This is a genomic window from Dyella japonica, assembly GCF_040545895.1.
Classification (GTDB): domain Bacteria; phylum Pseudomonadota; class Gammaproteobacteria; order Xanthomonadales; family Rhodanobacteraceae; genus Dyella; species Dyella japonica_D.
This window is the reverse complement of the sequence record NZ_JBEPMU010000001.1, coordinates 289,369-315,289: the sequence shown is the minus strand read 5'-3', so window position 1 is coordinate 315,289 and position 25,921 is coordinate 289,369. Positions and strand designations below refer to the sequence as shown.

The window sequence follows — 25,921 nt, the reverse complement described above, 5'->3', positions numbered from 1 at the left end:
CGCTCCAGGCGTTAACGGATCATGCGTTCGCTCCAATACGTCATTCATTTAACATAGCCAATGCCTATCCTTGCTGACTGTCGGCAGGCTCATGGCCATTGATTGCCATCAGCGTCGCTCCGCATTCAGAAATCCTTTTCGGACGGGTCACGACGCCGCTCGACAAGCACCGCAGACTCCTTCCGATCAAAGGCATTGACGCCAAAGCCATTCGCATACGCCTAATACCTGCGGGCCGTGCATGCATCCACTGCATCACATGCCTCATCCATCGATGATGACGCCATGAAACATCCTCAATTGCTCGCAAGTGTCGCCCTGCTGGCCGCGTTACAACTCGCCTCCACCGTTGCGCGTGCTGAGCTGGACGCTCAAGGTCAGCGTGAGGTGGCGGCCTTGCTTTCATTTGTAGGCCAGAGCCGCTGCACGTTCATCCGTAACGGCAAGACCTACCATGCCGCGGATGCGAAGAATCACCTCGAGCTAAAGCTCAAATACTTGATAGAGCAAAACAAGGTGAGTTCAGCAGACGAATTCATCGAGAAGGCTGGTACGCAAAGCAGCTTCAGCGGCAAACCTTATCTGGTGGACTGCGATGGCAACGTACAGACCTCGGCAGACTGGCTGAAGGACGAGCTTCGTCTCCTGCGAAAAGTGCAGCCGTAAGCGGGGTGTTCTCCCGGATGGGTCGCGCTCGGTCCTCCATTGCCAGGCGCTACATCTTTCCGAATTGGCGTGAGAAGGCGTATGTTGGGCCGTCGCCTCTATCACCTGGACCCAGCTTCTCGTTACACGGGAGTCTTGCCATGTCACCCTTGAGCGATATCGTGAACGACCCTTGGCTTGCCCTCCCCTATGAGGAATTTGCGGGCACGCAGTACCTTCTACACATGGGTCTGCAGGCCATAGGCAAGTTGAAACTGAGGGAGCCATTTCAGCCGCAATGGTCTGGTTTGCCATTGTGGGTCGATGCTCGGGGTCTGACGACGGGGCCCTTGTCGCACGGCGGCGGAGCCTACGAAGTGCGGGCGGACTTTATTGAGCACGCCATTCGCTGCAATACGAGCGCTGGATTTCATGGCCACTTTGAACTTGGCCCCATGGCCGTCGCCGAGTTCGTCAAGCGACTCTTTGAGCTGCTTCGTGAAGCGGGTGTTGAAGTTTCCATCAACCTACGCCCGCAGGAAGTTCCCAACCCAGTACCCTTTGACCAGGACACGGCACAACGCCCTTACGATGCCCGATTGGCGAATGCATGGTGGCGCATCCTGTTGAGCACACAGCGCGTCATGCAGATTTCACAGGGGCGGTTCCAGGGAAAGATGCAGCCAGTCGGCCTCATGTGGGGGACGCTGGATATCCGGGACGTTCGCTACAACGGCAAGCCTTCGTCCCCTGGACCTGCCAACGCAGACTACATTCGTCGCAATGCCATGAACGCAGAGCTCATCGAGATGGGTTGGTGGGCTGGAAGCGCCGCATATCCGAGAGCAGCATTCTACGCGTTCACGTACCCGCAGCCGGCCGGCATCGAAAACATGCGAATCAATCCGCCAAGTGCCCGCTGGGATTCAGCCATGGGCGAATTCATTCTGGACTATGACGACTTGCGTGCGTCGACAGATCCGGATGGCGATCTGCTCGCATTTTTTGACTCCACATATGAGGCGGGCGCCGTATGTTCTGACTGGGACGCTACCCTCATTGGAAGTGCAAAGCCGCTATAAGGGAAAACAAAACGCCTCATCGGCGATGGCGCTTACTCAAGACAACCTACCCATCGCAGTTCTGTCCAGGAAACGAGCAGTCACTCGTCCTGAATTTGATTTCCAGTTGGGTGCGCACCCCAATCAAGCGCCGTGTCAGGGCAAGCCAAGCCCGTGAAGAAACCCGTCCACGGCGTCGGTATAACTGCCGGGCTCTCCCAGCGTTGCATTTATCTCAGCATGAGTCAGCGGCTCCATGAGGACGTCAGCGTGCACGCCAAGCTCATGAGCTTTCGTTGCGTAGGCGCGGTTGTGGGGACACGACTCGATCCGCTTGCTCGAACACACCAGCAGAATGGGCAGGGCATCGTCCTCCAGGCGAGCCATCGGTGACGCCTGCTGCCATTGCGCCTGGTCCTTGCCGAACACGCGATCGTAGAGGCCTGCGTGCGGCCCATTCATGATGCCCGGCACGTCGATGGCGCCGCTGTCCAGCGATACCGTGCCCAACCAGCGCTTGGCGCCGCGCGCGGTGGCGACGGATGGCGACGAGGACAGCAACGACACCAGGTGCGCGCCGGCGGAGTGGCCCATCAGTACAACCCGTGAAGGATCGGCGCCCCATTCGGCCGCATGTGCCTGCACGTAGGCCAGTGCATCGGCAACATCGTTGGCTTGCTCGAGTGGACCCGCTTGCGGGAGCAGGCGATAGTCAATGGAGACAAAAACGTAGCCCGCTTGTGTCCAATGCAACGCCTTGGGCTCCACCACACCGCGACTCGTTTTGTCGCCGAACATCCACGCGCCACCATGCACCATGACGATGATGGGCGCCGCTCGTGTCTTCGCTGGCAGATAGACATCCAGGCGCTGGGCGGGCAACGGGCCGTAGGCCAGGTCATGCCGCACGTCCATCGCCCGCGCGACACTGAGGCCGCCTAGCAGCAGTCCCACACTCAACCACCAACGCGCCATCGTCATCACCCTCTCCTCATGATCTCTCTGCTCAGGGACAGGTAATTGTCTGTCCGCTGGCGTTCGTACAGTTGCCCGTGTGAGTCACGCCCGTTTTGCTCACGGTCGTCTCGCCGTTGTACGTGTTGCCGTTAGCACCGGTTGCCTGTGTGGTATGCGTCACGCCTTGACCGCTCGCACCGCTGGTTGTGCCGTCATAGGTGCCGCGTGCGCCATTGGCGGTCGTCTGCCGCGAGAAGTTGGCGTCGCCCTGTCCATTGCCGCTGGCGCTGCCCTGGCTGTGGATGCTGCCGCCATCGGGGCCATGGGCAGCGAACCCCGATTGATGCTGCCACGAGCCGTCGCTGTTGCGTGTCGTTTCGCCGGAACGCGCGGCTGTGCCGCCGTTCGGACCCCGCCAAGCGCCGCCGCTGGCAGTGGCGGCGTTGCCCTGCCCGTCAGTTACCGTGCGTCGACCATGGATGCCTTCGGCACCGTTGGCGCCGCGAAATCCTGCGACATGGCCGCTTGCGACGCCGCCATTGGACTGGGCCAGCACGCCGCGAGCGACGAAACGGCCCGCCGCCATGGCTGGCGCAAGCGTTGCGGCATTGAGGAGCAAGGCAATTCCGGTTGCCACGATGATCTTGTGCATGGTGCTCTCCGGTAGTGGAAGAAAGGCCGTGGGCCCAGCGCCATGCTCCTACCGCCCCGGCCAGGCAGGCGTATCGGAACCGCGAAAGAGTGCAACTGGATATTGCCAGGAGCGCCACCGGGAACATCCTGTTACAAATAGGCTCGCGGCAATCGTCCCGGCACGGCAGAATCACGCCATGAACACCGCCGCGGCTCCACACGTGCTGATCGTCGACGACGACCGTCGTCTGCGCGAGCTGTTGCAGCGCTATCTCCAAGAGCAAGGTTTCAACGTACATGTCGCGAGCGATGGCCGCGAACTGGACAAGGAACTGGCGCGATGCCATATCGACCTGATCGTGCTGGACTTGATGATGCCTGGCGAGGATGGCCTTTCCATCTGCCGGCGCCTGCGCGGACAAGGCACGGAAATACCCATCATCATGCTCACCGCGCGCGGCGACGAGATTGATCGCATCGTTGGATTGGAAATCGGTGCCGACGATTACCTGCCCAAGCCGGGCAACCCGCGCGAACTCGTAGCTCGTATCAACGCTGTTTTGCGCCGTGGTCGCCAACCGTTCGGCGCACCGCAGGATGAAGGAGGCAGCGTTCGTTTCGGCGCGTTTGTGCTGGAACTGGATACGCGCCGCCTGCTCCGCGATGGCGAGGTGTTGCGGCTCACCACCGGCGAATTCGCGGTACTCGCCGCGCTGGTCAAGCGCCCACGCCAGCCGCTGACCCGCGATCAGCTGATGAGCCTGGCGCGCGGCCGCGAGCACGGCGCGTTCGATCGCAGCATGGACGTAATGATGAGTCGCTTGCGTCGCCTGATCGAAGACGACCCGCGCCAGCCCCGCTGGCTCCAGACGGTGTGGGGGCACGGTTACGTGTTCGTGCCTGACGGGGCGCTTCAATGAACGCGCCCGCCAGTGGTTTATTCACCCGACTGGTATGGCTGCTGATTGGCACGGCATGCCTGGTGCTGGTGATCGCCGTGTTTGCGCTGCGCATCACCGGCGCAGGCTCTGCTGCCGACTACACCGCGCGCGTCCTCATCGTGCAACTCGCTTCGGCCGACGCACTGCTGCAGGAGGGCCGCAGCGACGCCGCCCTGGCCGCACTGGGTATCGAACATCGAGCCTCGCCGCCCGCCCGTCGTGAACCGAACATGCCATTGGCAAGGCACGTGCGTGATGTACTGCATGCCCGCCTTCCCGGCCGCAACATGCAGATCTCCGGTCTGCGCGAACCGATGCTTTGGGTTTCCGCACAAGAGCCCAGCCAGGGCTGGATCGGCATCCCCTTCGTGGACCTGCGGGCGCCGCTCCTGCGCAGCACGCTGCTGACGGTGTTGATCTCGACGCTGGTCGTGGTGCTTATCGCGGCAGCCTACGCGCGCAGCCTCACCCGGCCGCTGAGGCGACTCGCCGACGCGGCGCCCTCCGTGGTCGCGGGCACGCCACCGCCGGAACTTCCGGGCAGCGCAGCACGCGAGCTTGTGGAACTCAATGCAGCACTCGGCATGGCTGCGGCGGATGTGCGTCGCGCCGCGCGCGAACGCGATGTGTTGCTTGCTGCGATATCGCACGATCTGCGCACACCACTCGCCCGCCTGCGACTAGGCCTGGAGCTATCGAGTGCGTCCATCGATCCATCATTGCACGGCGGTTTGGTTGCCGACATAGAGGCCATCGACGCCCTCAGCGCACAGTTCATCGCCTATGTGCGCGATGGCAGCGAAGAAGCCGCGAGCAAGGTGGATCTGGCCAGTCTGCTGCGCGATCTCGCCGCGCTGAATGACGTGGCTGGGCGCGCATGGGAGGTGAAGGCGCCGGACAAGATGCCACTGACCGCTAAGCCAATGGCCTTGCGCCGCGCCATCGACAACCTCATGCGCAATGCCATACGTCATGGGGCGTCACCTTTCCGGGCGTCGCTCATGGTGACCGGCAATGAAGTGCGTTGCGCGATCAGCGACGGCGGCCCAGGCGTTGCGGAACACCTGATCCCGCGATTGGGCGAACCCTTCCTGCGCGGCAACGAAGCACGAAGTGATGCCATCGGCAGCGGCCTAGGCCTTGCAAGTACACGGCGTATCGCCACGCAACATGGCGGGCGACTGGTACTGCGCAATCTCCCAGGGGGCGGCTTCGAAGCGACACTGGTGCTGCCCCTGCGTGACGACAAGCATTGACTCAGCAACAAGCGCTCACAACTCATCGCCAAAACGACAAACCTTAAAGGGCGCACCCGCCTTATCGTTCCGGCCACTTCCCCAAGCCGGACTCGATCATGCGCAACTATCTTTTCGTTCCTTTCGCCCTGTCGTTGATCCTCGCCCTGCCCGCGTGCGCTCAAAGCAAGCTAAGCACCGACCAGAAACAGCATCTGGCGGACGCGATGCAACGACGTTTCACTGCAGCCGATCGCGATGGCGACGGCATGCTGACTCGCGATGAGGCCAAGGCCATGCCGCGCATCTCGTCGCACTTCGACGAGATAGACACCAACCACGACGACAAGGTCACACCCACTGAAATCCTCGCCTACTTTGCAGCGCAACGTGGACGGGAATGACGAGCCGCATGGGCATCCGCTCCCTTTTCATATTTCTGCTGTTTCCGCCGCCAATAGTCGCGATCGTGGTGGTCATTGAAGGCTGGTATCTGCAACGCCACCGCGCGCAGCGCTACGACTGGCGAGCCTACTTCGCATGGCTCGCCGATCTGGCCGGCCGTATCGCGGTTGGCCGCGTGCTTGGTACAAGGCTGGCGGGTGTCGTGCTGGTGGCCACCTATTGTCATCGCGCCACCAACATCGGCATGAATTACTTGGATGAAAAGGGCTTGTGAGGTCGAAATGGCTCGATGTGTTCAGGCCATCAACCCGAGTTTCGCGGCACGACGCCGCGCGCCTCCACTCCATGGAGTGGATCAATCGCGAAGAACTCAAGGGCGCAGCAGAACGCGGCCCAAAGCCTTCCGTTCAAGCACGTATCGATGCGCATCGGCCGCCTCGGACAAGGGGAACACCTTGTCGATAACGACCTGAAGCTCGCCACGTGCCACCTGCTCGATCAGGCTTTGCACCATGGTGTGGACGCGATCGTGCTCCAGATTCAGCGAGCTCGGGAAATACACCCCTTGCATGCTGTTATTGCCGCGCCATAGAGAAACCGGATCGGGGCGTGATTCGTCACGCCCCGATACGCCGACGCTGATCACCCGACCGCGATAGCGCAGCGCCTGGATGCTTCGTGCCAGATTCTCGCCACCGACACTGTCGATGACGAGATGAACCCCTTTCTCCTCCGTCGCGGCGCGCGCGGCAGCCACAAAATCCTCGCGGGTGTAGTCGATGCCGACATCGACACCATAGGGAAGCAGGCGCTCCAGCTTCGCAGCGCTTGAAGCCGTCGCGAGCACGCGGGCACCGGCCCGCTTGGCCAGTTGTACAGCGGCCAGCCCAAGCGCACCGGATGCGGCATGGATCAGCACCGACTGACCCGCTTGCAATTGGCCAAATTCGAACAGGCATTCGTGTGCCGTACCCCAGGCGATGGGTATCGCGGATGCCTGGTCGACATCCATGCCCGCCGGCAGCACCCACGTGTCCTTGGCGGGCGCCACGGCAAATTGTGCGTGCGAACCCCAAGGAAGAATGGCGACGACACGCTGGCCTGTGGAGCGATCCGTAACGCCAGCACCCACCTCGACAATGGTGCCTGCGCATTGATAGCCCGCGGTATGGGGCGTCCGGGCCAGCGGTCGGATTTCCCGATTGACCAGGTCGCCACCCTCAATGGACGCGGCCAGCACTTCAATCAGCACCTCATTGTGCTGGCAGACGGGCGTAGGGATTTCCTCGAAGCGGAAAACCTCTGGACCACCATTCTCGTAATAGACAGCTGCTTTCATGGCCGACTCTCTGTCGCTGTGTGAGTGGTCGATTGAGCGAAACGGGTGCAATCATGGCCAGCGGCGCACGGCGAAATCATTGACCAAAAAGCCGATGATCGCTTCGCTCTCGGCGGGCCGATCAGACTAAGCCGGTGTCGCATCCACAGACTTACGTCATTGGGCAGGCACGGGGACAATCGATGTGATGCGCCATCCGTCGCTCGTGCGCACCGCAAATTCGTTGACTAGGAAGCGATAGGTCGCCTCATCGCCTCCCGCGGGCCCGGCCGTAATGTGGGTAGGGGCGAAGATATGAGCGACATCCGCGCTGATCGGGAGCACCTTGATTTCCTCCACTTCAGGCTCGAACCGCCACGTCCCGGTAAAGACGCTTCGGAAATGTTCGAGTACCGCTTCGCGTCCCCAAAATCGGTAGGCTCGTGCGACAAAATTTACCGGATCGGGCTGCCCTGGCTCGGCTTGGGCCAAAACAGCCTCCATGCCGCCAATGTCATGCGCCGACTCGGCGGCTGCCTGGCGAAGGAATAGCGCGCGAATCTCTGCCACGTCTTTCGCCGTGATGATGTTCTCTTTCATCTTGGTTCCTTGGTTTCTCTATTGTCCGGAAAAATGAAGCACGGGACGCGGCTTGCCCGCCTTAAAAGCTTCCACTGCCGACTTGATGCCAGCCTGCACATCACTTGTTGCGAACAGCGGCATCGCTATATCGAACATCGCCTCGTCGGCCGCGCTTATGCCGCCCACTGCCCACACGCGCAGCAAGGCCTTATGAGCGGCGTATGCGCGCGTGGGGCCTCGAGCGAGATCCTCGACAAATGCCCTTGCCTCGCGGGCAAGATCGCCATCGGCAATCACGCGATTGACCACGCCGCCCTGTTTCATCTCGCTAGCCGATATGGGCTTCGAAGTCATTGCCCACTCCGATGCCCGTGCACGTCCTGCTCGCTCGGCCACGCGATAGATGCCGCCCAGTAGCGTCACGATTCCCAGGGTTTGTTCTGGATGCCCGAACGTCGCGCCATCGCCCGCAAAAATCACATCGGCACGCAGCACAAGTTCAAAGCCTCCTCCAAAGCAGAGGCCCTGCACGGCGGCTACCACCGGCATCGGAAGACGCTCGAACCGGTTGAACACATTCATGTATCGCTCAAAGCGATCCCGCAGCTCGTTCGCCGGAGCATCCGGCCACAGTTGAATGTCTCCACCGAAACTGAAATTGTCGCCATCGGCCTGTAGCAGGACAGCGCGTGCGCCGCTGGTAGCGATGGCGTCCAGCGCTTCGTCAAGCTCGTCGACCATCTGGTCGTCAATTCGGTTTTGCGGTGGATGCTTCAGCGTGATGGTTGCAACGTCGTTCGCGATGTCAAACGTCAGGTGGTGCATGATGTCCTCTCAAATTCGCGTAAGGTGTTCTTTGAACCACTCCAGCGCAGCCGCTCCCGCGCCATTGAACTGCGACAGGTACGGATCGAAATGGCCACCCGGAATGGTTACGAGCTTCTTGGGTTGCAGTGCGCGCTCATAAGCGGCGAGTGCGAGATCTGTCACAGTGATCGTGTCGTTCAATGCCACGACCATAAGTAAAGGCGTGGGGGACACGCGTGCGACCCAGGCGCCGGGTTCGTACATCCGGGCCGCTCGCGTCGATCTCAGCGTAACGTTGTTGTCCCACGCGGCCTGGGCGGCCTCTAGCAAATAGAAGTCGACCGCCTCCTGCGTCCTATAAGCGGCTGGCGTGTTCGGGTTCAGGCTGACTACTGCCTGGCGAGCCGGTGGCTCACCCCGTAGCTGTGCACGCTCATCCTCGGCAAAGGCCTCCTCGATGGCCGACACTGCCTCCGGCGCAATGCGCCGCAATCCTTGCTCGAATCCACTGATGGTTGGCACCTGGGACACGACGCACTTGAGGCGCCGATCCGTTGCGCCAAGAACCAGCGCATGTCCTCCCGCATAACTCGTTCCCCACAAGCCCATGCGCTGTGGGTCGACCTGGTCCAGGCTTTCCAGAAAACTGATGGCACGTCGCCAGTCCGCGATCTGCCTCCACGGGTCGATGTCCTGCCGGGGCATGCCTTCGCTGGCGCCGAACCCTCGGTGATCGTGCAGCAGCACGACGAAGCCATTTTCCGCAAACAACTGTGCGAAGCGCTCGATGCCATGCTGCCGCGTGCCCGCATAGCCGTGTGCCATGGTGATGGCGGGAAGTCGGCCGTGCATGTCTGCGGGCGTATACAGCCACGCTCTTAGCCTGATGCCACCGTCACCGATGAATTCAACGTCTTTGCGCGCTATCACTTGCTTCTCCTCGCCGTGCCGCGCCAATTAGTCTTATATGCACGTATTTAATAAGGCTGATGACGTCGTGTCATCAGGCGACCGCGAGCTTTCCGTCGGGCTCGACCAGGCCCAGCCTGGCAATTCGATACATGGTTTGCCGCATGGCGAGCGCTTCGTTCTTGCCGAATTCCTGCTCGAATAACGCCTGCGCTCTATCCCAATACGGGCGGACCTCCGCTTCAACACGACGCCCCTTGTCGGTCAGCTTTACTTCGCGCTCACGACGATCAGTCTTGCCCACCGTGATCGTCAGCAGCCCATCACGCTCGAGTGGACGCAAATTGTGGCCCAACGTCGCGCGGTCCAGTATCAAAAGTGACGTCATTTCACCCATCGTCATCGGGCCGTGCAGCACCAGATTGGCCAGCACCGTGTACTGATTCGTACCCAGGCCGGTGCTTGCCAGATGCGCGTCGTAGAAGCGCGACACGTGCCGCGCAGCCTGGCGCAGCGACGTGAAATTGCATCGAAGTGCATCTTTGCGCCCTTTCGTGCCAACACCCATGACATGCGCCCTCACTGCGTCAATGGAAGACAACATAGTCTTATATAAGACTTATTGCAAGCGCCGTCTTGGCCGGCGTGATATCGGCGGCGCCGTGTTGGCGCCATGACGGCGAAGCGCAGCTTCGCAGCCCTCGATGCCTTGCCCCGGGCGCCTCCACTTCCCCTCTCCCGCCGCCAGCCATGGGTATCGGACGGTCCATCATGGATTCCGGAGGTTTCGGTATGGCTGGTTTTTCTTAAAAACCTAACCTATGCCTACCACGCCGGCCTAGCCGCCACGAACCTCAAAAAACAGGAATCTTCCCCATGAAACTCGCTCTCGCTGCCTTCATCACCTCCGCTCTCGCCTTCGGCACCAACGCCATGGCGGCAGAAAAGCCGCCGATCGTGCTGGTCCATGGCGCGTTCGAAAACGCCTCGGTCTGGGGCCATGTGACTGCCAAACTCGAAGCCGATGGCTACAAGGTCGTGGCAGTCGATCTGCCGGGTCGCCCAGGAAACCCTGCTGCACCCGACAAGGTCAGCCTGAACCTCTACGGCGATACCGTGGTGGGCGCACTGACGAAGCTCAACCGCCCCGCGGTCGTCGTGGGCCACAGCTTCGGCGGCATCGTCATCGCCGACGCAGCCGAAAAGGCGCCGGCGAAGATCAAGACCCTCGTGTTCACGGCCGCCTATTTGCCTCACGATGGCGACTCGCTGGTATCGATGGCCAACAAGGACGCCGATGCAAAGATTGGCCCGCACCTGCAGATCAACAAGGAAAAGGGCATCGCCTCGATCGAGTACGCCGCGCGCGCCGACCTGTTCGCCAATGGCGCCCCAGAAGGCTTGCGCAAAGCGATTCCCGACTTGATCCTGGACGAGCCGCTCGCGCCGCTGGCCACGCCCGTGCACGTCACTGCAGGCAAGTTCGGCCAGGTCGACAAGGTCTATATTCATACGGCCAATGACCAAGTGATCAGCCCGTCTTTCCAGGCCCAGATGGTCGCCAGCACACCGGTGCGTCGCGAATTCACTTTGCAGACCGGCCACACGCCGTTTCTTACGGCACCCGATGAACTGGCCGCTGATATCGAAGCCGCTGCCGCCCGTTGATACGGTCGTCCCACCTGGCAAGCATTCGGCACGCACAGGGCGACCAAACGTATCGCCCTGTGCGTGTGCAGACACACACCATCCAGCGACTCAACACTGCTCGCTCATCTCGCAGGAGCTACACATGAACCGCGATATTGAACACAAGCCATTCGAAGGCGTGCGCATCGAAGTTGCCACCTCGGTGAAATTTGACGAGGTGCTGACGCGCCTTCGCTCCCTGATGGGACACGTCAATCCATCGGAGATCGTGACCCTGGCGCAATCGGGTATCACTGAAACGGAATTCGTCCGCGCCGTGCAAGAGCGGTTCGAAGGTGAAAGCGGCTTCATGCTGTTTGCCGAGATCGACCATGGCGGCTGGCTATCGACCTTCCAGATCAACCGGCGCACCGTTCGCTGGATTCTTGGAAATCCGCTGATCGCCGTCACGATGATTCGGCACGACATCACGGCCGGTCTTTTCGCACCCGTCGAGATCCTGGTCACCGAGACCGAGGACCGTCAGGGCACGATGGTGACGTACGTGCGCCCTTCTTCGCTGATGGTGATCGAGGAGAACCCTCCCCTGCTTGCCATGGCAACGCTGCTGGATGCCAAGTTCGATTCGCTTATCGCGCGCGCCACCCAGCAGTAGGTGAATGGCGTCCGACAAGACTCGGGATAGCGCTCCGACGGGAGCGCTGCCAGGTTGAAGACGCCTCAAACCGCCGTTTGCTGGATCTTCGCCTCGCTGGGCGCGTATCCGAAGTGGCTCTTGAATGCCCGACTGAACGCGGCGTCGGAGGCGTAGCCAGTCTTGTAGGCGGCCTCCGTGACCTTGAGCCCACCGCTTCGAAGCATGTCCGCCGCGATGGTCAGGCGCCACCGCGAAAGATAGCGCAGTGGCGGCTCGCCGACGGCGGCGGTAAACCGTTCGGCAAATATCGAGCGGGACATCGCCGCCACAGAGGCAAGCGATTCGACCGTCCATCGCTTGAACGGATCGGCGTGCATCGCCGCCAGCACCCGCCCGATGCGCTCCTCAGCCAGGCCCCCAAGCCACCCTACGCGATTCGCTTCGCTGGCCGCCCAACTGCGCAGCGTGCGGATCACCAGCAGGTCGATCAGCCGGGAAATCATCAGCGACGAACCGGGATCCGGCCGCCTCGCTTCGTCGACAAGGAAATGCGAGATCGCGGCAAGCCATGGCGGCGCGCCCGCATCTCCCTTTGGCACGTGGATCAAGGCAGGAAGCGCCGACATCACCGCAGGCAGTGGGCTGCCCTCGAAGCTGAAAAAGCCGCAAACCAGCTGGCTTGTCGACCCCTCCCCGCCATGGCGGAGAACGAGCTTGTCGCGATCGAAGTGATCGGGAGCAATCGCATCGACGTTATCTATCGGCGAGTCCGTCGCATGAGCAATCGTGTGACCTTTTCCTAGCGGTAAAAGCACCAGGTCGCCGGCCTCGATCCATAGCGGCGGCTGGCCCGCAGGCGTCACCCAGGCGCCGCCGACCTCCACGAAACAAAAATGCGCAGGCCCAGGAGGAAAACGCAGGCCCCATGGCTGGCTTAGATGCGTTGTGTAGACGAGGTCCCCACGCAGCCTGATCAGGGTGAGCACCTGCGAAAGCACATCGGTGCGTGCTGCAGACATTCCGAAATCGGTGTTCACCGAGGCGACCCATCATGTAAACCGGAGGCCATGATATATCTCGCCGCCGGCACCCTGACTACTCTTTTCACACGGCATCAAGCCTGGCGCTGACACTAGAGAGAAGACGGTCGTCGAGTCTCCACCTCTACCGCGATACGGCAGTTCAGGCCTTGGGTGACGTCTCGTGTCCGGCGGTTCTCGTTGGCTGCGGCTTTGCCGGCATCATTATCGCCGCCGCGACCGAGCACCCGCTTCGGACCAGTCGCCTGCCGTTTCTGACGGACGTCGAGAGCCTGTCTCAGGCCATCGCGAACGCCATGACCTGAGGCGCACGTTGACCGACTGAAGCTGCGTCCGAAAGCGGCCATGGCAACCATGGCACAGGATCAGCCACGAGAAAATCAACGGCGCTGAACGGTGGAATGCACAAACGCCTCTCGCAGGGGATCAGCCTCGGGCAAGCTCGCCGCGAGTCGTTGGATGGCGGCGTCTCGAAGCCTCTCGTATTTCTCCGCCACGTCAACGGAACCTTGCAAACGTTGCAATGCCGCGGCTGACTGATAGAGGCGCCAGGACGCAATGGGTGCGCCCAGGTCATCGATGACGCGTTCGCCGCGTTCCACGAGAACCTGCGCATCGTCGAGATAACCCAGATCGATCGCCACGCGCGCTCGCAGCTCAAGCGCCATCGTCTGCCACGTTCCTTCTTCGGTATCGGCAGCCGTGCGCACCATTTCGTCGGCGAAGGACCTCGCCTCCTGCACCCTGCCGATCCTCAGCAGGGTGTCGGACAGCGTCCATAGCAGCAGGAATTGCCAGTACCAGTCCATGATCACCGGTCGATCCAGCATGTCCCTGCGCAACTGCAGGAGCGTATCGATGCCCGCCTCTGCGTTGCCGCGCGCGGCTTCGGCAGCGCCGGCAAGCAAGGTGCAATGGCGGATCTCATTGGGCAGCTGCAGCGTGTACAGCGGTGCGGGCGATTCGGTAGTCGCGCGTCCATAAAAGCCCAGCTTTTCGCAGATGCGCCGGACGCCCGAAAAATCACCTGCCAGCAGATGCAGCAGGCCGCGCAATGTCTCCAGCGTGCAGACGCTGTAGCGATTGGCGTTGGAGACGAAGAGAGCTTCACTGGCGTCGAACTCGCGCAGCGAACGCCCCCAATCGCCCCGCATGATATGGGCCCACGGCCGCCCCAGGTGTGCCATCCATATGGCGCGGAACACGTTGAACTCCGGCCGGTCGGCGGCATGCTGCATGAGGATGTCGAGATTCTCGTCGATGGTCTCCAGCGCCTCGCCATAGCGGCTGGATACCAGGCAGACCATGCTGTATTCGATCATTCCCCAGGCCGTGATCTGTCGGTCGTCGCCGTTGCGCAGGTTCCTGAGATTGAGGCTGCATTGCTCGGACAGGTTCTTCGTCCACCCGGCCATCCAGATGCGCCACACGTTGCTGGCCAGGCGTATGCGCGCCCGCAACTGCGAGTTGGTCTGGCCTTCGGTTAGTGCGAACGCCGCTTCCAGATGACCGATGGCCGCGGGCACGTCGGCCCAGCTTATGGCGAAGCCGCAACCCAGCTCGGCGCGCGCCTGGGCGTCGACCTGGCCCAGCGCCTTGGCGGTGTCGCGCAGCTGGGTGAAGACCTGCAGTGCGCGACGGTCATGGCTGGCGGCGTAGATGGACGCACGATCTTCCATCAAGTCCATCTCGATCTTCGCGCGCGACGCATCCGGCATGTGCGCAGCTGCCTGCTCGGCCTTATCCAGAATGATCAGGACGTCCTTGTGCGCGAAACGTTTCTTGGCCGTCTGAATGGCGATCTTGAGATAGGCGATGGCCTTGGACCAATCGTGCGCACTGGAAAACTGCTCAGCCAGGGCAAAGGGTTCATGCGAGTCACCCGCCGGCGTGTAGCTCGCTTCCAGTTCCTTGGCGATAAGTGCATGACTCTGCGCCAGACGCAGCGGCCCCTGGCGGGAGAGCAATACTTCTCGATACAACGCATGCCTGAACCGGTAGACGCGCACCGTCTCGCCGGACTCTGTCCGTTCAAGATGCTGTCGCTCGATGAAATCGCCGGAGCGGCTGAGCTCCTCGCAGATATCCTCGTAGCGCCGTGCGCTCATGCCGGCCGCCGTGGCGGGCACGAGCGCATTGAAGGTATCGCCTACCGCGCTGGCCGCCTCCAGCGCTCTTCGCGCCTGTTCGCTCAATCCGCCAATTTTCGATTCGATCAACTCGTTGATGGTGGGCGGCACGGCAGTGTCGCCGACAGACAGGCCTTCCCTCAGATGGCCTAGCAGGATGCTCAGGAAAAGCGGATTGCCGCCCGTGCGGCGCCTGAGGAAACCCGTCATGTCCGGAGCCCCGGGCATCACGTGCGGAGCGACATAGTCAGCAATGTCCTCTTCACGCAGGCCTTTCAGGTCGACGACGCTGCACAGCTGGTGCAGGTGAAGATCGTCCACGAGTTGCTTGAATGCGGGTGCCCGATGGAATCCGTTGTCCGACCGCGCCGTGCAGATCAACAGAATCTGGGCGCGGGATTGCCGACGCGACAGCGCAGACAGCAGGTCCAGCGTCGAGTGATCGGCCCAGTGCACGTCTTCCAGCAGCAGCACCAGTGGCCCCGCTTCAGCAAGGAATTCCAGCAGTTCGCAGAACTCGCCCAATGCACGGCCGCGAGCCATGACGCCCGGCAGGCGTTGCAGCAGGGCGCGGCGCTCGCGCGACATCAAACCACCCAGCAGCGACGCCCAGGAAGGCGCGTGAGACAGCAATGCATCCTGCACGCGCGAACCCTGGTCGCCTTTGACAAGGCGGGCCAGGCATTCGATGACGGGATAGAACGGCTCCACGCCGCCGAAACCTTCGATGCAGCGGCCGAAGGACATCAATGCGGCCTGCGCTTCGATTCCACGGCAGAAATGCTCGACCAGCGCCGACTTGCCGATGCCTGCATCGCCACGCACGAAGACGGTCTGCGCACGACGCTGCCGCACCCATTCGAAGCAGTCGCGCAACTGCGCCAGCGACTCGCCGCGACCGACGAGCGTGCGCGTCGACAGCGGCGTTTCCACCGGCTCCCTGACCAGCGACTCGACGGGTGCAATGAAACGGTAGCCCCGCCCGCGCTGCGTCTCGATGAAGCGAGGATGCTGCGCGTCGTCCTGCAATGCCGTGCGTATGGCAAGCACGTGCCCCTTCAGCACCTCGGGCTGCACGGCCACGCCGTTCCACAACGCTTCCAGCAGTTCTTCATGGCTGATGAGCCGGCCGGGATGCTCCACGAAATAGCGCAGCACGTCGAATGCCTTGGCGGTTATCGCCACCGGCAGCGTTTCGCCCTGCTCCGTCACGCGGGACAGGACGTGATTGAGGCTGTCGAGTCGAAAGGAACCAAATGCCCTCATGCTGGCGCGTCCAACGGCAAGCCATGACACGCGTCAGATGAGCCCCAGCTCGGTCGCCCGGGCAACCGCCTCGGCACGCGTCCGTGTGGAAAGCTTGATGAAAATTCGCTTGGCATGGGACTTGACGGTTTCCGGTGCGATGCGCAACTCGCGGGCGACGCTCTTGTTCGACAGGCCCATACGTATGAGCCTTAAGATAATGGTCTCTTTGGTGCTCAGCAATTCCGCCTGATCGCGGCAGGCAAGCGATTTCTTTCGATCCGCTGGCGCCGGCCCGGACGCCGAAAGGAGGCTGGATATATAGGGATTGAGATGGCCCAGTCGCGCGCCGTCCGTGAGACGCAATGCGTGAAGGCACGGCGCGATGATGGGCAATTCATCGATGAATGTTCGATACAGTCCCGCGCTGGCGCCCAGCTGCAGCACGCCCAGCAACTCGGCCTGCGCTTCCTGCGTGCATCCGTCGGCAAACAGCGCGCCCACCAGCACGGTGGTCACTCGCGCGACGAGCGCCGGATGATTGATATGGAGCGCGGCATCTCGCAGGCGGGCGAGGCCCAAACGTGCCTGCGTGTATGCGCCTTGCGCCATGGCCAGACGGCAGTGTGCCAATTCCAGTGGCCAGGTCTCTAGCACCGTGAGCTTGTCGCCGTGGTGCGGAAACCCTGCTTTGGCATCCGCCCGGGCCAGTAGGCGCTCAGCCAATTCCAGGTGCTGTTCGGCAACGAGCATGACCACCTCCTCGGCCATGCATCGCAAGGTCAGCCGCAGCCAGCCGCGGCTGGCTCCGATGTCAGCGCCCCTTCGCCATGTCAGCAACGCCAACGCAGTGTTGCCGCGTGCATGAGCCACCTTGGCCGCCACGGCAAGGCCCCAGCAGGCACTTTCGATGGAGCCGTGTTGTTCGAGCGTGGGTATCCGGCCGCGAATGAGAAGATCGGCGTCGTCGATGGCGCCCATTTCGTAGGCAATCGTGGCCATGACACAGGTCGAAAGCAGTGCGACATGTGGATCGATGCCCGCGACGCGCGCGGACAGGTCCATGGCTTCGCGCGCCAGGCGTTCGGCCAGCTTGAAACGCAGCTGTTCGCCTTCCGCCGCGGACTCGATCGACAGGCACGCGACCCTTGGCGCGCAGAGTTGTGCCGATCGTGAATAAGGCGACGGCGGCAGTTCATAGAAGGCCTGGAAATCCCGCGTGCGCCAGTGGCAGAAGCGAAGCACGGAGAGCAGCACGGCATGGAGCCGGGGCGAGCGGGTTCGTCGAAGCAGGCTCGACGCGGCGCCCCGCGCCCTGGCAGGATCGTCGCGCCAGACATCGCCGATCACCAGCAGCACCCGCGCCTCGTCCGCGAGATCACCGTCCAGTACCCTGTCGTTCTCCAGCAGCGTTGCGAGACGCGCTGTCGCCGCCAGGATGTTGTCGGCATGAAAATTTCGCAGGCTGTCCCAGCATTCGTCCATCATTCGGCGCGCTGACGCCTGCACCGCGCCGGCGCCTGTTGGCATGTACAGCTGGATCTCCGCCAGATCGACCGACGCAGGCAGTGCCTCTTCGACGTTGAGTGCCGGCCTCAGGTTCATCTGCACTCCCTACTGCCGCAGATGCACTCGGTGGCGTCTCCGGCGTTCTTCTCTTGGGTGATCGCGATCCATCTTCGATGCACGGCGCCGGCTCCCTGGCGCCCACATTCGTGCATGCAAAAGCTAGGTCAGCACTCAAGGCCTGTCGTGAAATCCAGGTTCCGTCCAGGTTTTTTCTCGGTTTTTCGCCGCGATGGCCGGGCTTCGCGCACCCCTGCCGGACCAAACGATCCGCGCGCATCCTGGGAAACATCCCCCATCGAGGGGATGTCGCGCAGGCGGGCCCGCGTGGACCATGACGACGGATGCGCCCCTGCAGTGAGGGTGATTCCGGCATGCCAGCAAACGAGGGCGAATTCGTGGTCGATTGGCAAGAGGTGTACGCAGGCGGGTCAGCCGAGGCCGAACGCAGGCTGATCCAGCAGTGGGCGCAGGACATGCTGGCCATCCAACGGCGCGTCGCCCGGAAGACGAACAAGCCGGGCCATCGCACACTGCACGCGAAGATCATCGCTGGCTTCGACAATGCCCGATTGTTGGTCGACGATGCTCTGCCGACGGACCTCTCCACGGGCTATTTCCAGGCGGGACGCCAGTTTCCGGTGACGCTGCGCCTGTCCAATGCATCACCAGTGTGTGCTGGCGACGGGTTGCCGGACATGCGGGGCGCCGCCGTGCGCATTCACTTCAACAACGATGACCACCACGACCTGTTGATGACGAGCTTCCCCGCCTCGCACGCGCGCAATGCGAAGCAATTCGTCGAGGTCGCCAGGATTGCCACCGGCAAGCAATGGCTGATCGTGCCGCGCCTGATCCTGACGCAAGGATTTGCCGAAGCGTTGCGCATCATCCGCAACGTGCGCACCGGCAGCCGGCCTTGCAACAGCGTGGCGACGCTCCAGTTCTGGAGCCGGGCGCCCCTGCTCTGGGGCGATGGCGGCCCCGTCCGCTATTCGTTGCGCCCTGTCGCCAGCGATATCAACGGCGCATCTATCGGTACGGACCCCGATTACCTGGAGGCCGAGCTTGCCTCGCGCCTCGCCAAGGGAGACGTGGTCTATCGCCTGGCGGTGCAACGCTATGTCGATGACGCGCGCACGCCGATCGAAAATGGTGCCGCGCACTGGCGCGAATCGGATTCACCGATGATCGACATCGCCACGCTGACCATTCCGCGACAGGATGCACTGGGCGCCCGGGGCGTGGCCATGAAGCGGGCAGTGAATGCCCTGCCCTTCAATCCGTGGAACTGCCCGCGTCCTTTTCGCCCGCTCGGCAGCCTCAATCGCGCTCGCGGCCGCGTCTATGCGACGAGTGCCGAGGGCTGGCTTGGTGCGCCGCCACCGAGACCGAAGCGCGACGACGCGTAGCACGACGCGTTCCGCCACGAATTACCCCCATCAGGGGGATGGGGCGGCGCGGACCCTCAGCGCAAACTTCGCTGCAGAGCCAGCAGAACGTCGCGTCCCCACGGCACGACCCGCACGTCCCGTCGCGTCGTCTCTCAACCGCCATCGATCTCGTGACCGCGGCCTGGTCACGCCTTCATCCCCTGGAGTGAGCAATGGGCAAGAAAGTCGCCGAAATCATCGTTGAAGTTCTGGAACAAGCAGGCGTCAAGCGTTGCTACGGCATCGTGGGCGACACGCTCAACCTGATCGCCGAGAACCTGGACAGGAGCACCATCGAATGGGTGCATGTTCGCCACGAGGAGGCTGGCGCCTTCGCCGCCGGCGCCGAAGCGCTGTTGACCGGCGAACTCACCGCGTGCGCAGGTTCGTGCGGGCCTGGCAGCCTCCACTTCATCAACGGCCTTTACGAGGCCAATCGCAATCGTGCGCCGCTGGTGATCATTGCGAGCCAGGTGATGAGCAGCGAACTGGGTTTTGAATTCATCCAGGAAGTGGATTTCAAGAGCGTATTCAAGGAGTGCACGGTCCATTGCGAACAGATCTACACGCCAGAGCAGGCACGCAAGAAAGCCGTGGCCGCCTGCCAGGCCGCCTTGACGCAGAAGGGCGTGGCGGTGCTGATCGTTCCCGTCGATATCTCGCACGGCGAAGTGAAGGAAGACTTCCCCTATCGCGTGCACCACGCCAAGCCGGACATCCGCCCCAACCCCGATGAAATCGCTGAAATCGCGGCGATTCTCAACGCGGGCAACAAGGTCGCGATCTACGCCGGCTCGGGCTGCGAAGGTGCGCTGGAGGAAATAAAGGCCGTCGCGGAAAAGCTGAAGGCGCCGGTGGCGCACACCTCGCGTGGCAAGCAAGACCTGGCTTATGACAACCCGTATAACGTCGGCATGACCGGTATTCTCGGCAACGAAGCCGGTTACCACGCACTGCTGGATTGCGACACGCTGCTGCTGCTCGGCGCAGATTTCGCGTGGCGTCAGTTCTATCCCGATCACGCCAAGATCGTGCAGATCGACATCAAGCCCACGCATCTGGGCCGCCGTCACCACGTCACGCTCGGAGCCGTGGGCGATATCAAGCTATCGCTTCAGACCCTGCTACCCCATTTGCAGGACAACACGGACGATGCGTTCCTGGTCGAATACGTGCATCGCTACGAAAAGGCCATGGCCGACTGGCAAAAGCATTTGAAGCCGGGACACGACGACACCATTCCCGCGTCGTACCTGATGTCGCGCATCAACCAGCATGCCGCTGACGATGCGTTGCTGGTGGCCGACGATGGTTCGCCGATCGTGTGGGCCATCCGCTGTTTCGACGCCAACGGCAAGCGCCGCATCTTCGGCAGCCTGCTCCACGGCACCATGGCATCGGGACTTCCCAGCGCTATCGGCCTGCAGAAGGCCGCGCCGGATCGCCAGGTCATCGCGTGCTGCGGCGATGGTGGACTCACCATGCTGTTCGGCGAGCTCATCACCACGCTGCAGGAAGAAGTGCCGGTCAAGATCATCGTATTCGACAACGGCAAGCTGGGCTTCGTCGAGATCGAACAGAAGGCCGAAGGCATACTCGACACGTTCACCAAGTTGAAGAATCCCGACTTCGGCAAGGTCGCCGAGGCCATCGGCATGTGGGGCAAGACGGTGGACAAGGCAGCCGATCTCGATGCCGCCATCGAAGAGTTGCTCGCGCAGCCCGGCCCTGCCTTGCTCAACGTGCTGGTCAATCAGCTGGAGTTGGTCAAGCCGCCCATGATCGAGCTGAAGCCGGTGATGGGGATGGCGCTGTATTCGGCGCGCGCGATCCTGCATGGCCGTGGTGCCGATGTGCTGGAAATGATCCGCGAAAACATCTGACACGCCCGCCCGTCTTCCTGGCAGACATGCCGCTCGGGCCACCCCTTGGGGTGGCCCGCTTCCTCTCCTGTCGTGTCGACCCCCAGCGTGCCGCATGCCATTCCGTCGATCGCATGCCACAACCCAGGCAGCTCGCAGCCACCAACCCAGAGCCTCGTTTCAATGAAGACAACAAGCCGCCAGATGATGCCGGCGATGCAACGGCATCGATGGGGCCGCATGCGTTTCATGCTGCGATGCCTGACATCCCTACCGGCCACGGCGCTGATCACGGCCTGCAGCGAATCGCCATCACGCAACATTCTGGGTTCCTATTTCCCGACCTGGATGCTGTGCGCGCTGATCGGCGTGCTGGGCGTCGTACTGGTACGCGTGGTGCTGGTTCGAACGGGCGTTGATCGCGAGCTGCCCGTGCCGGTGCTGGTCTACCTGAGTCTCTGGATCGCCATCACGCTGGCCGTGTGGCTGGCATGGCTCGCATGAAAGAGGCGGCGCACATGTCTTCCACTCGCATCATCGGGCAAGCCGTGGCAACCGTGTCGGTCATCGCGGCCATCGTGCTGATCGTGGTCGCGGTGATCGTCGTCGACCGACGACCGCGCACCCACGACGCATACATCTACGCTTACAGCGCCTCGCTGACGCCGGAAGTCAGTGGCCGTATCGTGGCCATCAATATCCGCAACGACCAGGCCGTACGCAAAGGCGACGTGCTGCTTCAGCTGGATCCCGAACCGTTCCAGTATCGGCTGCAGCAGGCGAACGCGCAGGTGCAGGCGCTGCAGGCACAGATCGCGCTGACCGGCCGCCAGGTGACGTCACAGGGTTCGGGCGCACAGGCGGCGACACATCAGGTGGAACGCGCGCGCCAACAGCTGTCGCTGGCGCACGACACGCGCGAGCGACTCGAGCCGCTGTACGCCAAAGGTTTCGCCACCACGCAACAGATGGACCAGGCGCGTACGGACGAACGCAGCGCGCAGGCGCAGCTGGATACTGCGATCCAGCAGGCATCGCAGGCTCGGGAAGCCATTGGCGACGTCGAGAGCCTGAAAGCGCAGTTGCTTGGCGCACTGGCCGCCCAGCAGCTCGCTACACGCGACCTGCGTGAAACCTCGATCGTTGCGCCCATCGACGGACGCATCGCGGGCCTCAACCTGGCACTCGGGTCGTTCGCAACGGCGGGCCATCCCGTGCTGACGTTGATCGACGACAACCACTGGTATGCGGTCGCCAATTTCCGCGAGACCGATCTCGCGCATCTGCACGCAGGCGATCAGGCCACGGTGTGGGTGATGGGGCATGACGACCAGCCTTTGCACGGCGTGGTCGAAAGCCTGGGCCCTGGCGTGCAACCGGTGGGCTCCGTCGGCCCCGGATTGCCCCAGGTGGACCGCAACCTCAACTGGGTCGTGGTGGCCCAGCGCTTTCCCATATGGGTGCATCTACGAAACGGTGACGCGCCCATGCTGCGCGTGGGTGCCACGGCGTCGGTGCGGGTAACGCATGATCGCGCCAACTGACACGCGCTCCGGCACATGGACATCGCTGTGGCGACGCGAGCTGGCGCTCACGCCTGCGCGCGGGCGGGCCATCGCGCGCATCGCGGCCGCCAGTGCGCTCATGGTTGCGGTGGCCATGACGTTCCAGATTCCCCTACCCGCCTACGCGGCTTACCTGGTATTCGTCGCGAGTCAGGAAGACGTCGCGTCCACGCTGATCACTTCGATCGGCGGCATCGTGGCAGCGAGCCTCGCTATCGGGCTCTCGATCCTGCTCTATGTGTTCGATGCGTCGGAACCGGCCTTGCGCCTGCCACTGCTCGCCCTCAGCGCGTTTGCCGGTTCGTTCTTCGCACGCACCAGCGCATTGGGGCCCATCGCTTTCCTTGCCGGCTACGTGCTGGTGCTCACGCAGACGCTGGCAGACGACATTCCAGCCACCGACCCGCTAGTGCATGAGGTGCTATGGCTATGGGTGGTCGTCACGGCTCCGGTCGTGATCACCGCAGTGATGAACCTGCTGTTCGGCGAAAGTCCCGTGGCGCTGTCACGCAGGCGCGCTGCAGACATCTTCGAGCGCGTGGCCAGCCAGGTGGGACATCCCGGCACCGACGATTCACAGCAGTTACGGGCGGAGCTGCTGGCGCTCGATCAGCTCAAGAACAAGGCATTCCTTTGGGACAAGCGCCTCAAGCCTCTTGCAATAGAAGACGAGGCCTTGATCGCCGCGCTGCTGGAAGTGCTGAGCGTGGCCCGCGTGCTCGATGACGACGCCATCGAGGTCCGTCGGCATGCGGCGGCATCCATCCGTGAAGCCGGACGCGTATTCACGCGACGTCGCGCGGCATCGACGGCGGCACGCGCGGACATAGCCACGACACTGCCGCTTCAAGTGGCTGATGTGCGCGGCGTCGCGCTGCTGCAGGCATCGGCCCGGGTGCTGAACCAAGCTCAAGGGGGCGATGCAACCAACCCGCCTCAAGCTCCTGCTGCGAGGCACGGGTTCTTCGTGCCCGACGCTTTCAGCAATCGCGCGCACGCCCGGTTTGCGCTCAAGGTGATGATTGCGGTGCTCGCCTCGTATGCCACCTACACCCTGCTCGACTGGCCTGGTATCCGCACGTCGGTGACGACCTGCTTCTTCGTGTCGCTCACGACGTTTGGCGAAAGCGTCCACAAGTTCACGCTGCGCGCCTCGGGCGCCATCATCGGCGGACTCATCGCCGGCTTGTGCATCGTGTTCGTCCTTCCGCTGCTGACCGACATCGGCGAGCTTTGCGTGCTGATCGCCACCGTATCCGCCTTTGCCGCATGGATCGCCACGGGCAGCGAGCTCGTCTCCTACGCCGGCATGCAGATCGCGTTCGCGTTCTTTCTCGGCGTGTTGCAGGGATACGCTCCTGCCACCGACCTTACCGGTCTGCGCGACCGCGTCGTCGGCATCCTGATCGGCAACCTCTGGGTGACGCTGGTATTCGCCTCGATCTGGCCCGTCAGTGCGGCGGAGCAGGCTGCTGTGCTACGTATCGCCGCACTGAAAAAGATCAGCCAACTGCTGCGCCAGGCCGAGCCGCCGACACAGGAACAACAGGTGGCCGTGAGCCAGGACCTTGCCCACGCTGATGTCCTGCAGGCGCGCGCGCAGTTTGAATGGCGACGCCTTCCAATCGACTCCACGCGCCAAGCGAGTCCCGGCTCGATTGAACGCATTGCCTCGCATGCCTTTGCCCTGCTGCGCATCCGTGCATCCACGCCACCCATCGCGCCCTCGGATGGCATCGACGACGCCCTGGCCGACAGGATCGACGCCTTGTGTGAAACGAATCCATCACCACAGACGCGTTCGACTACTGACGCCACACCACAGTCGCCGCTTGATCGCGCGCGCCAGCAACTTGAAGAGGATATTACCCATGCCACGCACCCGACCTGACACACGGGCGTCGTCGTGGTGCTGGTTGGCCGCTTCGCTTGGACTCTCGCTTTACGCTACTGCCACGCAGGCACAATCGGATGCGACGGGGGCCGCCCCGGCGCAGCACGCCAGCGACCCGGCAGCGCGGCGCTATTCGCTGCAACAGCTCATCGAGTTGGCATTGAACGAGAACCCGTCGTTCCACGAGGCGGAACAGGGCGCGTTGCAGGCGCACCTTGAAACATCGCTGGTACGCAGCCAGTACGCACCCCAGTTGAACATCAAGACCCTGGCCGGCAACGAACATACGCCGCTGGCGATCACGCGCAATGTATCGCCGCGTGGCTATATCGTGTCGACCTCGCGCGAGATCATTCCCTCGCTGCAATTGAAATGGCTTCTGCTCGACTTCGGCCGCAAGAAGAATCAGGTTGAAGCGTCCATGCAGATGGCGCAGGCCGCCGACGCGAGCCTGCTCGGTGCCGAGGAGAAACTGGTCTTCGAGGTCTCCAAAGCTTACTTTGACGCCAGCGCCGCGCAGGGCAAGGTACGCGCCGCCGACAAGGCCCTGCATGCCGCGCAGCTGACGGAACAGGCCGTTATCGAGCAGCGGCACCACGGTCGCGCCACCGTGGTGCAAGTGGCGCAGGCGCATCGGCAGACGGCAGCCATGCAACTGGCGCAGACACGCGCCACCGGTGACGCCCAGACAGCACTTGCCACCCTGGTGGCGACGGTGGGGCTGAGTGCGAACGCACGCGTCGAGCTGGACGATGCCGGCGATGTGCCCGCCGAGCCTGAAGCGCCCCCTGCACTGGACACGCTGATAGCGACAGCGTTGAATTCGCGGCCGGACATCATCGCCGCGCAAGCTCATGTGGCCGCCGCCGCGGCCGACGTCCAGGCCGCTCGATCGGCCTACCACCCCACGCTAAGCATCGAGGCCCAGGTCTTCCAGAACATCGGCAAGACCAGCAGCGACAACAGCCCGTTCTCCAGCATCAACATGACAGGCAACAGCGTATTCGTCGCCTTCGAGGTTCCGCTGTTCGATGGTGGCGGACGCGCGACCAAGGTGGCATTGGCACGCTCGAAGCGGGACGAGGCAGAGGACGCGCTTTCCGCCGCGAAGCTTGCCGCCACCCAACAGGTGACACAAAGCTACAACGACCTGAGAACCAGCCTGGCGAATCGCGAACAAGCACTCGATTACACCAGGGCGGCCGAACTGGCCTATCAGGCGTCGCTCGACGCGTATCGGCACGGCTTGTCCAGCATCACCGACTTGACGAGCGACGAAGCGGCACTGGCACAGGCACAGTCCAATCAGGAAGACGCCGACGCCGGCGTGCAGATCGCCCGTGCTGCGGTGGCACTGGCCGTCGGTCAGCGCACATCGCGTTGAGTTTTTCCACAAGAGTTCGAGTG

Annotated in this window: 25 protein-coding genes; 15 read left to right on the top strand and 10 right to left on the bottom strand. The window is 62.7% G+C overall.

What is annotated here, in order from left to right; translation table 11 throughout:
- Positions 1–285 precede the first annotated feature (285 nt).
- Positions 286–666 (top strand): DUF5329 domain-containing protein, encoded by a 381-nt coding sequence (locus ABIC75_RS01435; RefSeq protein WP_354012084.1) that lies wholly within the window; start codon positions 286–288, stop codon positions 664–666.
- A 140-nt stretch (positions 667–806) separates the two neighbouring features.
- Positions 807–1,727 carry a DUF5996 family protein gene (locus tag ABIC75_RS01430; RefSeq protein ID WP_354012083.1) on the top strand — a complete coding sequence of 307 codons (921 nt, stop codon included), beginning with the start codon at positions 807–809 and terminating at the stop codon, positions 1,725–1,727.
- Positions 1,728–1,862: 135 nt separating this feature from the next.
- Here ABIC75_RS01430 and ABIC75_RS01425 read toward each other — a convergent pair whose 3' ends face one another.
- Together ABIC75_RS01425 and ABIC75_RS01420 are read right to left on the bottom strand one after the other, a co-directional pair.
- Positions 1,863–2,687 (bottom strand): alpha/beta hydrolase family protein, encoded by an 825-nt coding sequence (locus tag ABIC75_RS01425; protein WP_354012082.1) that lies wholly within the window; start codon positions 2,685–2,687, stop codon positions 1,863–1,865.
- A gap of 25 nt (positions 2,688–2,712) precedes the next feature.
- Positions 2,713–3,315: a hypothetical protein gene (locus ABIC75_RS01420; protein WP_354012081.1), complete on the bottom strand. Its 603-nt coding sequence runs from the start codon at positions 3,313–3,315 to the stop codon at positions 2,713–2,715.
- A gap of 178 nt (positions 3,316–3,493) precedes the next feature.
- On the opposite strand from ABIC75_RS01420, the gene ompR reads away from it, so the two are divergent.
- The 4 genes from ompR to ABIC75_RS01400 all read left to right on the top strand — a co-directional run bounded on the left by ompR (position 3,494) and on the right by ABIC75_RS01400 (position 6,151).
- Entirely contained in the window at positions 3,494–4,216 is a 723-nt protein-coding gene (ompR, locus tag ABIC75_RS01415) for an osmolarity response regulator transcription factor OmpR (RefSeq protein ID WP_354012080.1), read from the top strand.
- The gene (locus ABIC75_RS01410; RefSeq protein ID WP_354012079.1) at positions 4,213–5,493 is read left to right on the top strand and encodes an ATP-binding protein; all 1,281 of its coding nucleotides are present in this window, start codon (positions 4,213–4,215) and stop codon (positions 5,491–5,493) included. Before ompR ends, ABIC75_RS01410 begins: the two co-directional genes overlap by 4 nt.
- 98 nt (positions 5,494–5,591) lie before the next feature.
- Positions 5,592–5,876: a hypothetical protein gene (locus tag ABIC75_RS01405; protein WP_354012078.1), complete on the top strand. Its 285-nt coding sequence runs from the start codon at positions 5,592–5,594 to the stop codon at positions 5,874–5,876.
- Between the two features lie 8 nt (positions 5,877–5,884).
- The gene (locus tag ABIC75_RS01400) at positions 5,885–6,151 is read left to right on the top strand and encodes a hypothetical protein (protein ID WP_354012077.1); all 267 of its coding nucleotides are present in this window, start codon (positions 5,885–5,887) and stop codon (positions 6,149–6,151) included.
- 96 nt (positions 6,152–6,247) lie between these two features.
- On the opposite strand, the gene ABIC75_RS01395 is transcribed toward ABIC75_RS01400, so the two are convergent.
- The 5 genes from ABIC75_RS01395 to ABIC75_RS01375 form a co-directional block, all read right to left on the bottom strand.
- A complete protein-coding gene (locus tag ABIC75_RS01395; protein WP_354012076.1) occupies positions 6,248–7,216 on the bottom strand; it encodes a quinone oxidoreductase family protein in 969 nt (322 codons plus the stop codon).
- A gap of 156 nt (positions 7,217–7,372) precedes the next feature.
- Positions 7,373–7,795, bottom strand: coding sequence for a YybH family protein (locus ABIC75_RS01390; RefSeq protein ID WP_354012075.1), 423 nt, complete (start codon positions 7,793–7,795; stop codon positions 7,373–7,375).
- Positions 7,796–7,813: 18 nt separating this feature from the next.
- Positions 7,814–8,602: an enoyl-CoA hydratase/isomerase family protein gene (locus ABIC75_RS01385; RefSeq protein WP_354012074.1), complete on the bottom strand. Its 789-nt coding sequence runs from the start codon at positions 8,600–8,602 to the stop codon at positions 7,814–7,816.
- Between the two features lie 9 nt (positions 8,603–8,611).
- Positions 8,612–9,514, bottom strand: coding sequence for an alpha/beta hydrolase (locus ABIC75_RS01380; protein WP_354012073.1), 903 nt, complete (start codon positions 9,512–9,514; stop codon positions 8,612–8,614).
- Between the two features lie 73 nt (positions 9,515–9,587).
- Complete coding sequence (locus ABIC75_RS01375) at positions 9,588–10,061, bottom strand: MarR family winged helix-turn-helix transcriptional regulator (RefSeq protein ID WP_354012072.1); 474 nt, start codon at positions 10,059–10,061, stop codon at positions 9,588–9,590.
- Between the two features lie 308 nt (positions 10,062–10,369).
- Between ABIC75_RS01375 and ABIC75_RS01370 the strand changes: the two genes are divergently transcribed.
- Both ABIC75_RS01370 and ABIC75_RS01365 read left to right on the top strand, forming a co-directional pair.
- Entirely contained in the window at positions 10,370–11,161 is a 792-nt protein-coding gene (locus tag ABIC75_RS01370) for an alpha/beta fold hydrolase (protein WP_354012071.1), read from the top strand.
- Positions 11,162–11,285: 124 nt separating this feature from the next.
- Positions 11,286–11,798: a DUF302 domain-containing protein gene (locus ABIC75_RS01365; protein WP_354012070.1), complete on the top strand. Its 513-nt coding sequence runs from the start codon at positions 11,286–11,288 to the stop codon at positions 11,796–11,798.
- 65 nt (positions 11,799–11,863) lie between these two features.
- Here the strand turns inward: ABIC75_RS01365 and ABIC75_RS01360 are convergent, their stop codons facing one another.
- Positions 11,864–12,817 carry an AraC family transcriptional regulator gene (locus tag ABIC75_RS01360; protein WP_354012069.1) on the bottom strand — a complete coding sequence of 318 codons (954 nt, stop codon included), beginning with the start codon at positions 12,815–12,817 and terminating at the stop codon, positions 11,864–11,866.
- A 152-nt stretch (positions 12,818–12,969) separates the two neighbouring features.
- On the opposite strand from ABIC75_RS01360, the gene ABIC75_RS01355 reads away from it, so the two are divergent.
- A complete protein-coding gene (locus tag ABIC75_RS01355; protein WP_354012068.1) occupies positions 12,970–13,125 on the top strand; it encodes a hypothetical protein in 156 nt (51 codons plus the stop codon).
- A gap of 75 nt (positions 13,126–13,200) precedes the next feature.
- Here ABIC75_RS01355 and ABIC75_RS01350 read toward each other — a convergent pair whose 3' ends face one another.
- Both ABIC75_RS01350 and ABIC75_RS01345 read right to left on the bottom strand, forming a co-directional pair.
- Positions 13,201–16,215 carry an ATP-binding protein gene (locus ABIC75_RS01350; RefSeq protein WP_354012067.1) on the bottom strand — a complete coding sequence of 1,005 codons (3,015 nt, stop codon included), beginning with the start codon at positions 16,213–16,215 and terminating at the stop codon, positions 13,201–13,203.
- A gap of 33 nt (positions 16,216–16,248) precedes the next feature.
- Entirely contained in the window at positions 16,249–17,799 is a 1,551-nt protein-coding gene (locus tag ABIC75_RS01345) for a LuxR C-terminal-related transcriptional regulator (protein ID WP_354012066.1), read from the bottom strand.
- A 335-nt stretch (positions 17,800–18,134) separates the two neighbouring features.
- Between ABIC75_RS01345 and ABIC75_RS01340 the strand changes: the two genes are divergently transcribed.
- From ABIC75_RS01340 to ABIC75_RS01315, 6 genes are all read left to right on the top strand, one after another.
- Positions 18,135–19,172, top strand: coding sequence for a hypothetical protein (locus ABIC75_RS01340; RefSeq protein WP_354012065.1), 1,038 nt, complete (start codon positions 18,135–18,137; stop codon positions 19,170–19,172).
- A 194-nt stretch (positions 19,173–19,366) separates the two neighbouring features.
- The gene (locus tag ABIC75_RS01335) at positions 19,367–21,076 is read left to right on the top strand and encodes a thiamine pyrophosphate-dependent enzyme (RefSeq protein ID WP_354012064.1); all 1,710 of its coding nucleotides are present in this window, start codon (positions 19,367–19,369) and stop codon (positions 21,074–21,076) included.
- 219 nt (positions 21,077–21,295) lie between these two features.
- Positions 21,296–21,559: a YtcA family lipoprotein gene (locus ABIC75_RS01330; RefSeq protein WP_354012063.1), complete on the top strand. Its 264-nt coding sequence runs from the start codon at positions 21,296–21,298 to the stop codon at positions 21,557–21,559.
- 14 nt (positions 21,560–21,573) lie between these two features.
- On the top strand, positions 21,574–22,599 hold the full coding sequence (locus ABIC75_RS01325) for an HlyD family efflux transporter periplasmic adaptor subunit (RefSeq protein ID WP_354012062.1): 1,026 nt from the start codon (positions 21,574–21,576) through the stop codon (positions 22,597–22,599).
- Positions 22,583–24,511 (top strand): FUSC family protein, encoded by a 1,929-nt coding sequence (locus ABIC75_RS01320; RefSeq protein ID WP_354012061.1) that lies wholly within the window; start codon positions 22,583–22,585, stop codon positions 24,509–24,511. The genes ABIC75_RS01325 and ABIC75_RS01320 overlap by 17 nt, the downstream gene beginning before the upstream one ends.
- The gene (locus ABIC75_RS01315) at positions 24,492–25,898 is read left to right on the top strand and encodes a TolC family protein (RefSeq protein WP_354012060.1); all 1,407 of its coding nucleotides are present in this window, start codon (positions 24,492–24,494) and stop codon (positions 25,896–25,898) included. Before ABIC75_RS01320 ends, ABIC75_RS01315 begins: the two co-directional genes overlap by 20 nt.
- Positions 25,899–25,921: the final 23 nt, after the last annotated feature.

What these genes read in the sequence shown, in the direction of transcription:
- ABIC75_RS01435 (WP_354012084.1), top strand. Translation starts at nt 286, where the DNA reads ATGAAACATCCTCAATTGCTCGCAAGTGTCGCCCTGCTGGCCGCGTTA.
- ABIC75_RS01430 (WP_354012083.1), top strand. Translation starts at nt 807, where the DNA reads ATGTCACCCTTGAGCGATATCGTGAACGACCCTTGGCTTGCCCTCCCC.
- ABIC75_RS01425 (WP_354012082.1), bottom strand. Translation starts at nt 2,687, where the DNA reads ATGACGATGGCGCGTTGGTGGTTGAGTGTGGGACTGCTGCTAGGCGGC.
- ABIC75_RS01420 (WP_354012081.1), bottom strand. Translation starts at nt 3,315, where the DNA reads ATGCACAAGATCATCGTGGCAACCGGAATTGCCTTGCTCCTCAATGCC.
- ompR (WP_354012080.1), top strand. Translation starts at nt 3,494, where the DNA reads ATGAACACCGCCGCGGCTCCACACGTGCTGATCGTCGACGACGACCGT.
- ABIC75_RS01410 (WP_354012079.1), top strand. Translation starts at nt 4,213, where the DNA reads ATGAACGCGCCCGCCAGTGGTTTATTCACCCGACTGGTATGGCTGCTG.
- ABIC75_RS01405 (WP_354012078.1), top strand. Translation starts at nt 5,592, where the DNA reads ATGCGCAACTATCTTTTCGTTCCTTTCGCCCTGTCGTTGATCCTCGCC.
- ABIC75_RS01400 (WP_354012077.1), top strand. Translation starts at nt 5,885, where the DNA reads ATGGGCATCCGCTCCCTTTTCATATTTCTGCTGTTTCCGCCGCCAATA.
- ABIC75_RS01395 (WP_354012076.1), bottom strand. Translation starts at nt 7,216, where the DNA reads ATGAAAGCAGCTGTCTATTACGAGAATGGTGGTCCAGAGGTTTTCCGC.
- ABIC75_RS01390 (WP_354012075.1), bottom strand. Translation starts at nt 7,795, where the DNA reads ATGAAAGAGAACATCATCACGGCGAAAGACGTGGCAGAGATTCGCGCG.
- ABIC75_RS01385 (WP_354012074.1), bottom strand. Translation starts at nt 8,602, where the DNA reads ATGCACCACCTGACGTTTGACATCGCGAACGACGTTGCAACCATCACG.
- ABIC75_RS01375 (WP_354012072.1), bottom strand. Translation starts at nt 10,061, where the DNA reads ATGGGTGTTGGCACGAAAGGGCGCAAAGATGCACTTCGATGCAATTTC.
- ABIC75_RS01370 (WP_354012071.1), top strand. Translation starts at nt 10,370, where the DNA reads ATGAAACTCGCTCTCGCTGCCTTCATCACCTCCGCTCTCGCCTTCGGC.
- ABIC75_RS01365 (WP_354012070.1), top strand. Translation starts at nt 11,286, where the DNA reads ATGAACCGCGATATTGAACACAAGCCATTCGAAGGCGTGCGCATCGAA.
- ABIC75_RS01350 (WP_354012067.1), bottom strand. Translation starts at nt 16,215, where the DNA reads ATGAGGGCATTTGGTTCCTTTCGACTCGACAGCCTCAATCACGTCCTG.
- ABIC75_RS01345 (WP_354012066.1), bottom strand. Translation starts at nt 17,799, where the DNA reads ATGAACCTGAGGCCGGCACTCAACGTCGAAGAGGCACTGCCTGCGTCG.
- ABIC75_RS01340 (WP_354012065.1), top strand. Translation starts at nt 18,135, where the DNA reads ATGCCAGCAAACGAGGGCGAATTCGTGGTCGATTGGCAAGAGGTGTAC.
- ABIC75_RS01335 (WP_354012064.1), top strand. Translation starts at nt 19,367, where the DNA reads ATGGGCAAGAAAGTCGCCGAAATCATCGTTGAAGTTCTGGAACAAGCA.
- ABIC75_RS01330 (WP_354012063.1), top strand. Translation starts at nt 21,296, where the DNA reads ATGCGTTTCATGCTGCGATGCCTGACATCCCTACCGGCCACGGCGCTG.
- ABIC75_RS01325 (WP_354012062.1), top strand. Translation starts at nt 21,574, where the DNA reads ATGTCTTCCACTCGCATCATCGGGCAAGCCGTGGCAACCGTGTCGGTC.
- ABIC75_RS01320 (WP_354012061.1), top strand. Translation starts at nt 22,583, where the DNA reads ATGATCGCGCCAACTGACACGCGCTCCGGCACATGGACATCGCTGTGG.
- ABIC75_RS01315 (WP_354012060.1), top strand. Translation starts at nt 24,492, where the DNA reads ATGCCACGCACCCGACCTGACACACGGGCGTCGTCGTGGTGCTGGTTG.